Annotated in this window: 6 protein-coding genes; 5 read left to right on the top strand and 1 reads right to left on the bottom strand. The window is 64.7% G+C overall.

Annotated features, from left to right (window positions below; genetic code table 11):
- Positions 1-16 precede the first annotated feature (16 nt).
- The 3 genes from NTD88_RS28615 to tadA all read left to right on the top strand — a co-directional run bounded on the left by NTD88_RS28615 (position 17) and on the right by tadA (position 2,927).
- Entirely contained in the window at positions 17-907 is an 891-nt protein-coding gene (locus tag NTD88_RS28615; protein ID WP_262153453.1) for an alpha/beta hydrolase, read from the top strand.
- 158 nt (positions 908-1,065) lie between these two features.
- Positions 1,066-2,448 carry a multicopper oxidase family protein gene (locus NTD88_RS28620; RefSeq protein ID WP_262153452.1) on the top strand — a complete coding sequence of 461 codons (1,383 nt, stop codon included), beginning with the start codon at positions 1,066-1,068 and terminating at the stop codon, positions 2,446-2,448.
- Positions 2,448-2,927: a tRNA adenosine(34) deaminase TadA gene (gene tadA / locus NTD88_RS28625; RefSeq protein ID WP_262153451.1), complete on the top strand. Its 480-nt coding sequence runs from the start codon at positions 2,448-2,450 to the stop codon at positions 2,925-2,927. The genes NTD88_RS28620 and tadA overlap by 1 nt, the downstream gene beginning before the upstream one ends.
- Here the strand turns inward: tadA and mltF are convergent.
- The gene (gene mltF / locus NTD88_RS28630; RefSeq protein WP_095154210.1) at positions 2,924-4,384 is read right to left on the bottom strand and encodes a membrane-bound lytic murein transglycosylase MltF; all 1,461 of its coding nucleotides are present in this window, start codon (positions 4,382-4,384) and stop codon (positions 2,924-2,926) included. The two genes, tadA and mltF, sit on opposite strands and share 4 nt — an antisense overlap.
- Before the next feature lie 246 nt (positions 4,385-4,630).
- Here mltF and purL point away from each other — a divergent pair, with 246 nt between their 5' ends.
- Positions 4,631-8,530 carry a phosphoribosylformylglycinamidine synthase gene (purL, locus tag NTD88_RS28635; protein ID WP_262153450.1) on the top strand — a complete coding sequence of 1,300 codons (3,900 nt, stop codon included), beginning with the start codon at positions 4,631-4,633 and terminating at the stop codon, positions 8,528-8,530.
- Positions 8,531-8,533: 3 nt separating this feature from the next.
- On the top strand, positions 8,534-8,845 hold the full coding sequence (locus tag NTD88_RS28640; RefSeq protein WP_095154208.1) for a YqfO family protein: 312 nt from the start codon (positions 8,534-8,536) through the stop codon (positions 8,843-8,845).
- Positions 8,846-8,849: the final 4 nt, after the last annotated feature.

Below are 8,849 nucleotides of genomic sequence, written 5' to 3' on the forward strand. Positions count from 1 at the left end.
ATAACGAGAATGCCTGATGAACCTCACCCCGTTGTTCCTGAGCCTGGCGCTGATGGCGTCGGGCTCTGTTGCGTTGGCGCAGCCGGAGTCCGAGCAGAAAATGGATGCCGCCGTGCTGCAGCAGAAGGACTCCGCTTACCGTTTCACCACCCTCACGCTCGACTCCGCTGACGGCAAGCGCCATTACCAGTTGTGGGTCGGCAAACCGGACCGCCCGGCACCCGCTGCCGGTTACCCGGTGCTGTGGATGCTCGACGGCAACGCCGCCCTCGGCACCCTGCAAGCGCCGCAGTTGCGCGAGCTGGCTGCCGGCCAGGCGCCGCTGCTGGTCGCCGTCGGTTACCAGACCGAACAGCGCATCGAACGCAACGCCCGCACCTATGACTACACCCCGCCGATTGCGGGCGCGGTCGAGCAGGTCGATCCGCTGAGCGGGCAACCCAGCGGTGGCGTGGACGCATTTTTTGACCTGTTGAGCCAGCGCATGCGGCCGATGGTCGCCGCCGTCGCGCCGATCGATGGCAGTCGCCAGACGCTGTGGGGCCATTCCTATGGTGGCCTGGCCGTGCTCCATGCGTTGTTCACACGGCCTGGCGAGTTCAGCGATTACGCCGCCGCCAGCCCTTCGTTGTGGTGGCGGGACGGGGCGATCGTGCGCGAGGCCGCGGGGTTGCAGGCGCGACTGGGCGACAGCCATCCGCGCCTGCTGCTGATGCGCGGAAGCGCCGAACCGTCCCAGCCACGCGGACCGAGCACGGGTGATGTGGAAGCGCCGGCGCGGGCGTTGGTTGCCGATCTGGAGAAGGTTCCGGGGTTGCAGGTCAGCTACCAGCGCTTCGAAGGGCTGAACCATGGGCCGATGTTGCCGGCGTCGTTGGGGGTGGTGATCGAGCGGATGTCGCGTTGACAGGTTTGTGTTGTTGCTGATGGCCTCATCGCTGGCAACCCACCCTGCGACAAGACTTCACTTAATCTTTGATAAATGCGGGTGTATCGTATTCGCCCTTCACGCTGGCCAGATAAAGGCCAACTGTTGTTTTCCGCGAGTACGAGGTGCCTGTTCCGATGTCCTTTTCCCGTCGACAAATGCTCAAGGGGCTGACCGGCCTGGTGGTGGTTGGCCTGGGCGCCGGTGGCGCGGCCCGTTACTGGCTGGGCAAGGTCGAGGACGAGAACGCCGGGCACGACTACGAACTGATCGCCGCGCCGCTGGACGTCGAGCTGGTGCCAGGCTTCAAGACCGAGGCCTGGGCCTTCGGCCCGTCGGCGCCGGGCACCGAGTTGCGGGTGCGCCAGGGCACCTGGCTGCGGGTGCGCTTCATCAACCACCTGCCGGTGGAAACCACCATTCACTGGCACGGCATCCGCCTGCCGCTGGAAATGGACGGCGTGCCCTATGTGTCGCAACTGCCGGTCAAGCCGGGCGAGTTCTTCGACTACAAGTTCCGCGTGCCGGATGCCGGCAGCTACTGGTATCACCCCCATGTCAGCAGCAGCGAAGAACTCGGCCGCGGCCTGGTCGGGCCGCTGATTGTCGAAGAGCGGGAGCCGACCGGCTTCAAGCACGAACGCACCTTGAGCCTGAAAACCTGGCATGTAGACGAGCAGGGCGCCTTCCTGCCCTTCAGCATCCCCCGCGAGGCCGCGCGCAACGGCACCGCCGGGCGCCTGATCACCATCAACGGCCAGGCCAATGCGGTGAGCGAACTGCCGGCCGGGCAGGTGGTGCGGGTGCGTTTGCTCAATCTCGACAACACCTGGACCTACCGTCTCAACCTCAAGGGCAACTGCGAGGCGATGATCTATGCCCTCGACGGTAACCCGATCACCCCGCGTCCGCTGGAAGACGAGTATTGGCTCGGCCCGGGCATGCGCATCTGCCTGGCGATCCGCATTCCCGAGGCGGGCGAGGAAGTGTCCCTGCGCGACGGCTTCGTGCGCCTCGGCACCCTGCGTTCGGTCGCCAGCGCCGACACGCCGGGCGACTGGCCGCCGGCGCTGCCGCCGAATCCGGTCGCCGAGCCGGACCTGGATAACGCCGAGAAACTCAACTTCAATTTCGAATGGGCCGGCAAGGTCTCGGTGGACACCGAGAACGGCAGGCCGCCGAGCCTCTGGCAGATCAACGGCCAGGCCTGGGACATTACCGACAAGACCTGCGCCGACCGCCCGATTGCCACGTTGCAGAAGGGCAAGAGCTACATCTTCGAGTTGAAGAACATGACCCAGTACCAGCACCCGATCCACCTGCACGGCATGAGCTTCAAGGTCATCGCGTCGAATCGCCACAACATCGTCGAGCCGTGGTTCACCGACACCTACCTGCTGGGCAAGAACGAACGCGCCCAGGTGGCGCTGGTGGCGGATAACCCGGGAACCTGGATGTTCCACTGCCACGTCATCGACCACATGGAAACCGGCCTGATGGCCGCGATCGCGGTGGTCTGATGCGACCGCAGATCATCGATCGCAGCCGCGATCAGGAGTTCATGCGCCTGGCCCTGGAACTGGCCGCCCAAGGCGCGGCCCTCGGCGAGGTGCCGGTGGGCGCGGTGCTGGTGCAGCACGGCGAAGTGATCGGGCAGGGCTTCAACCGGCCGATCATCGACAGCGATCCCAGCGCCCACGCCGAGATGGTCGCCATCCGCGCCGCCGCCAAGGCCGCCAGCAATTACCGCCTGCCAGGCAGCACCCTGTATGTGACGCTGGAACCGTGCAGCATGTGCGCCGGGCTGATCGTGCATTCGCGGGTCAACCGCGTGGTTTATGGCGCGCTGGAGCCGAAGGCCGGGATTGTGCAGAGCCAGGGACAGTTCTTTACCCAGGGCTTTCTCAATCACCGGGTGATCTACGAGGGCGGGGTGCTGGCGGAGGAGTGCGGGACGATGCTCAGCGCGTTCTTCAAGGCCCGAAGAGCCAAGGCTTAAAGCGGCGGGGTCTGCTCCGCCGGCTTGTCCTTGTTCACGCCGGGCACGTGCAGGTTGCCTTCGGCGACCTGGCTGCCCTCGAGCTGCGGCTGGGTCACCCAAGTGAGGATGTCGTAGTAGCGACGGATGTTGGCGACGAAATGCACCGGTTCGCCACCGCGGGCGTAACCGTACTTGGTCTTGCTGTACCACTTCTTCTGCGACAGCCGCGGCAGCATCTTTTTCACGTCCAGCCACTTGTTCGGGTTCAGGCCCTCGCGCTCGGCCAGCTTGCGCGCGTCGTCCAGGTGACCGCCGCCAACGTTGTAGGCGGCCAGGGCGAACCAGGTGCGGTCCGGCTCCTTGATCGAGTCGTCAAGCTGTTCCTTGACGTGCATGAAGTACTTGGCGCCGCCGCGGATGCTCTGCACCGGATCCAGGCGGTTGGACACGCCCATGGCCTGGGCGGTGCGCTGGGTCAGCATCATCAGGCCGCGCACGCCGGTCTTGGAGGTCACCTCCGGCTGCCACATGGATTCCTGATAACCGATCGCCGCCAGCAGGCGCCAGTCCACCTGTTCTTGCTTGGCGTAGGTGCGGAAGTGCTTTTCGAAGCGCGGCAGGCGCTGCTGCAGGTGCTGGGCGAAGGTATAGGCGCCGACATAACCGAGCACGTCGACGTGCCCGTAATAGCGGTCTTTCAAGCGTTGGAGGGTGCCGTTCTTCTGCACCTTGTCGAGGAATTCGTTGATTTCGTTGAGCAGGCTGTTGTCTTCGCCGGCGGCCACGGCCCAGCGCTGGTCACGGGCATCGCCGAGGTCGAAGGCCACCCGTACGTTGGAGAAATACACCTGGTTCATCGCCAGTTCGTTGGAATCCACCAGGGTCAGGTCGATCTGCCCTTCATCCACCATGCGCAGCAGGTCGACCACTTCGACCTGGTCGGACTCTTCATATTCCAGGCCCGGGTACTGTTTCTTCAGTTCGGCGAGCTGTTCGGCGTGGCTGCTGCCCTTGAGCACCAGGATGCGCTTGCCCACCAGACCGGCGGCATTGGTGGGGCGGGTCTTGCCGTTGCGGTAGATGACTTGCGGGGTGACTTCGAGATAAGGGTGGGAAAAACGCGCCTGGCCCTTGCGCTGCTCGCTGCTGACCAGGCCGGCGGCGGCCAGCACCGGGCCTGATGGCTTGCCGAGCTGGCTGAACAGGTCGTCGAGGTTGTCGGCGGTTTCGATCTGCAGTTCGACCCCAAGATCGTCGGCGAAGCGTTTCACCAGCTCGTATTCGAAGCCGGTCTCGCCGTTACGATCCTGGAAATAGGTGGCCGGGCTGTTGCGGGTCACCACGCGCAATACACCATCCTCCTTGATGCGTTCGAGGGTGCTGGGTTTTTCAACGCAGGCACCGAGCATCAGGAAGAGTCCGGTTGCGATGAGCCATTTGGCGCAACGCTGGCGCAAAGCAGTCTGGGCAAACATAACGTGCAGTATACGCAAAGGGCCTGCCGCGCCATATCTCGACAACTGATAGCTTGTCTGCTATCGCCGCCTGTGCTTGCGACTTTTCAGCGCAGTTGTAGGTTGCTTGCGGACGGACGGCCGCCCTGGAACGCACTTGCCGACATTCGGATGGCCGCCAATGCAGCGTTTCGGGTGCCTGACGCGGAGGTTTAGGCTAGAATGCACGGCCTCTAAGCACACCCCCTTCCTGAGGCTGTCCCGACGATGTTGATCCTGCGCGGCGCTCCTGCCCTTTCTGCCTTTCGCCACGGTAAATTACTCGAGCAATTGAGCCAGAAAGTCCCCGCTGTTAGTGGTTTGTACGCTGAATTCGCTCATTTCGCCGAGGTTGACGGCGATCTGACCGCCGACCAACAGCAAGTGCTCGCGCGCCTGCTCAAGTACGGCCCGAGCGTACCGGTACAGGAACCTGCCGGTCGCCTGTTCCTGGTCATGCCGCGTTTCGGCACCATCTCGCCCTGGTCGAGCAAGGCCAGCGATATCGCCCACAACTGCGGCCTGGAAAACGTCCGTCGCCTGGAGCGGGGCATTGCCTTCTATATCAGTGGTGAACTGAGCGAAGCCGACGCCGCTGGCGTCGCCGAGCTGCTGCACGACCGCATGACCCAGGTCGTGCTGGCCCGGCTGGAAGAGGCCGCGGGCCTGTTCAGCCACGCCGAACCCAAGCCGCTGACCGCCGTCGACATCCTTGGCGGTGGCCGCGAAGCCCTGGCCAAGGCCAACGTCGAGCTGGGCCTGGCCCTGGCCGAAGACGAGATCGATTACCTGGTCAGCGCCTTCCAGGGCCTCAAGCGCAACCCGCACGACATCGAACTGATGATGTTCGCCCAGGCCAACTCCGAGCACTGCCGTCACAAGATCTTCAACGCCAGTTGGGATATCGACGGCGAAAGCCAGGAAAAAAGCCTGTTCGGCATGATCAAGAACACCTACCAGATGCACAGCGAAGGCGTCCTGTCCGCGTACAAGGACAACGCCTCGGTGATCGTCGGTTCGGTTGCCGGCCGCTTCTTCCCGAATCCTGAGACCCGCCAGTACGGCGCGGTGAAGGAGCCGGTGCACATCCTGATGAAGGTCGAGACCCACAACCACCCGACCGCCATCGCGCCGTTCCCGGGCGCGTCCACCGGCTCCGGCGGCGAAATCCGCGACGAAGGCGCCACCGGTCGCGGCGCCAAGCCGAAAGCCGGCCTGACCGGCTTCACCGTTTCCAACCTGCGCATCCCGGGCTTCGAACAGCCGTGGGAGCAGGCGTACGGCAAGCCGGAGCGCATCGTCAACGCGCTGGACATCATGATCGAAGGCCCGCTGGGCGGCGCCGCGTTCAACAACGAGTTCGGCCGTCCGGCCCTGACCGGCTACTTCCGTACCTTCGAACAGTCGATCAACACCCCGCACGGCGAAGAAGTGCGCGGTTACCACAAGCCGATCATGCTGGCCGGCGGTATGGGCAACATCCGTGAAGACCACGTGCAGAAGGGCGAAATCACCGTCGGCGCCAAGCTGATCGTGCTCGGCGGCCCGGCCATGCTGATCGGCCTGGGCGGCGGCGCTGCCTCGTCGATGGCCACCGGTGCCAGCTCCGCCGACCTCGACTTCGCGTCCGTTCAGCGGGAAAACCCGGAAATGGAACGCCGCTGCCAGGAGGTCATCGACCGCTGCTGGCAACTGGGCGACAACAACCCGATCGCCTTCATCCATGACGTCGGCGCCGGCGGTATCTCCAACGCCTTCCCGGAGCTGGTCAACGACGGTGGCCGCGGCGGCCGCTTCGAACTGCGCAACGTGCCCAACGACGAGCCGGGCATGGCCCCGCACGAAATCTGGAGCAACGAATCCCAGGAGCGTTACGTGCTGGCCGTCAGCTCGGTCGACTTCGAGCGCTTCCAGGCCATCTGCGAACGCGAGCGTTGCCCGTTCGCGGTGGTCGGCGAAGCCACCGAAGAAGCGCACCTGACCGTCACCGACAGCCACTTCGGCAACACCCCGGTGGACATGCCGCTGGAAGTCCTGCTGGGCAAACCGCCGCGCATGCACCGTTCGGTGACCCGCGAAGCCGAGCTGGGCGATGACTTCGACCCGGCCGCGCTGGAACTGACCGACTCGATCGAGCGCGTGCTGCGTCACCCGGCCGTGGCCAGCAAGAGCTTCCTGATCACCATCGGCGACCGCACCATCACTGGCCTGGTTGCCCGCGACCAGATGGTCGGCCCGTGGCAGGTTCCGGTAGCCGACGTTGCCGTGACCGCCACCAGCTTCGACGTCTACAGCGGTGAAGCCATGGCGATGGGCGAGCGTACTCCGCTGGCGCTGCTCGATGCTCCGGCATCCGGTCGCATGGCGATCGGCGAGACGCTGACCAACATGGCCGCCTCGCGCATCGAAAAACTCTCCGACATCAAACTGTCGGCCAACTGGATGTCCGCCGCCGGCCATCCGGGTGAAGACGCCCGTCTGTACGACACCGTCAAGGCCGTGGGCATGGAACTGTGCCCTGAGCTGGGCATTACCATTCCCGTGGGCAAGGACTCCATGTCCATGAAAACCCGCTGGAGCGACGAGGGCGCGGAGAAGAGCGTTACCTCGCCGATGTCGCTGATCGTCACCGGCTTCGCGCCAGTCACGGACATCCGCAAGACCCTGACCCCAGAACTGCGCATGGACAAGGGCGAGACGGACCTGATCCTGATCGACCTGGGCCGCGGGCAGAACCGCATGGGCGCCTCGATCCTGGCGCAGACCCACGGCAAGCTGGGCAGCCAGGCGCCGGACGTCGATGACGCCGAAGACCTCAAGGCCTTCTTCGCGGTGATCCAGGGCCTGAACGCCGACGGTCACCTGTTGGCCTACCACGACCGTTCCGACGGTGGCCTGCTGACCACCGTGCTGGAAATGGCCTTCGCCGGTCACTGCGGCCTGGACCTGGAACTGGACACCCTGACCAGCAAGCGCGAGAAAGTCTCGGCCATCCTCTTCAACGAAGAGCTGGGCGCGGTAATCCAGGTTCGCCAGGACGCTACCCCGGACGTGCTGGCCCAGTTCAGCGCCGCCGGCCTCGGCGAAGACTGCGTCGCGGTGATCGGCAAGCCGGTCAACAGCGATAGCGTCTCCATCAGCCTCAATGGCGAGGTGTTGTTCGACGGTAATCGCCGTCTGCTGCAACGTCAGTGGGCCGAGACCAGCTACCAGATCCAGCGCCTGCGCGACAACGCCCAGTGCGCCGACCAGGAATTCGACCTGCTGCTGGAAGAAGACAACCCGGGCCTGAGCGCCAAGCTGGGCTTCGACGTCAACCAGGACATCGCCGCGCCGTTCATCAAGAAAGGTGTGCGTCCACAGGTGGCGGTACTGCGTGAGCAGGGCGTCAACGGTCAGGTCGAAATGGCCGCAGCCTTCGACCGCGCCGGCTTCAACGCCATCGACGTGCACATGAGCGATATCCTCGCCGGTCGCGTCGACCTGGACGCATTCAAGGGCCTGGTGGCCTGCGGTGGCTTCTCTTACGGCGACGTCCTCGGTGCCGGTGAAGGCTGGGCCAAGTCGGCGCTGTTCAACAGCCGTGCCCGCGACGCTTTCCAGGGCTTCTTCGAACGTACCGACAGCTTCACCCTCGGCGTGTGCAACGGTTGCCAGATGATGTCCAACCTGCACGAGCTGGTACCGGGCAGCGAGTTCTGGCCGCACTTCGTGCGTAACCGTTCCGAGCAGTTCGAAGCCCGTGTCGCCATGGTTGAAGTGCAGAAGTCGAACTCGATCTTCCTGCAGGGCATGGCCGGTTCGCGCATGCCGATCGCCATCGCCCACGGCGAAGGCCATGCCGAGTTCGCCAGCGAAGAAGCCCTGCTCGAAGCAGACCTGTCCGGCTGCGTGGCACTGCGCTTCGTCGATAACCACGGCAAGGTCACCGAAACCTACCCGGCCAACCCGAACGGCTCGCCGCGCGGGATCACCGGCCTGACCAGCCGCGACGGTCGCGTCACCATCATGATGCCGCACCCTGAGCGGGTCTTCCGTGCCGTGCAGAACTCCTGGCGTCCGGACGACTGGAACGAAGACGGCGCCTGGATGCGCATGTTCCGCAACGCGCGGGTGTGGGTGAACTAAAGGGTGTACAAGCTCGCCTTCTTCGTTCCGCCGAGCCACGTCGACACGGTCAAGCAGGCCGTGTTCGCCGCGGGCGGCGGGCGCATCGGCGACTACGACTGCTGCGCCTGGCAAGTGCTGGGCCAGGGTCAGTTCCGCCCGCTGGACGGCAGCCAGCCGTTTATCGGGCAGAGCGGGGTGGTCGAGCAGGTCGAGGAATGGCGAGTGGAATTGGTGGTGGCCGACGAGCTGATTCATCAGGTCGTCGGTGCGCTGAAGCAGAGTCATCCGTATGAAACGCCGGCGTATGAGGCGTGGAAATTGGCGGATATCTGAGGCT

Origin of the sequence: Pseudomonas sp. 20P_3.2_Bac5 (genome assembly GCF_025466035.1) — a bacterium.
Taxonomy (GTDB): Bacteria; Pseudomonadota; Gammaproteobacteria; order Pseudomonadales; family Pseudomonadaceae; genus Aquipseudomonas.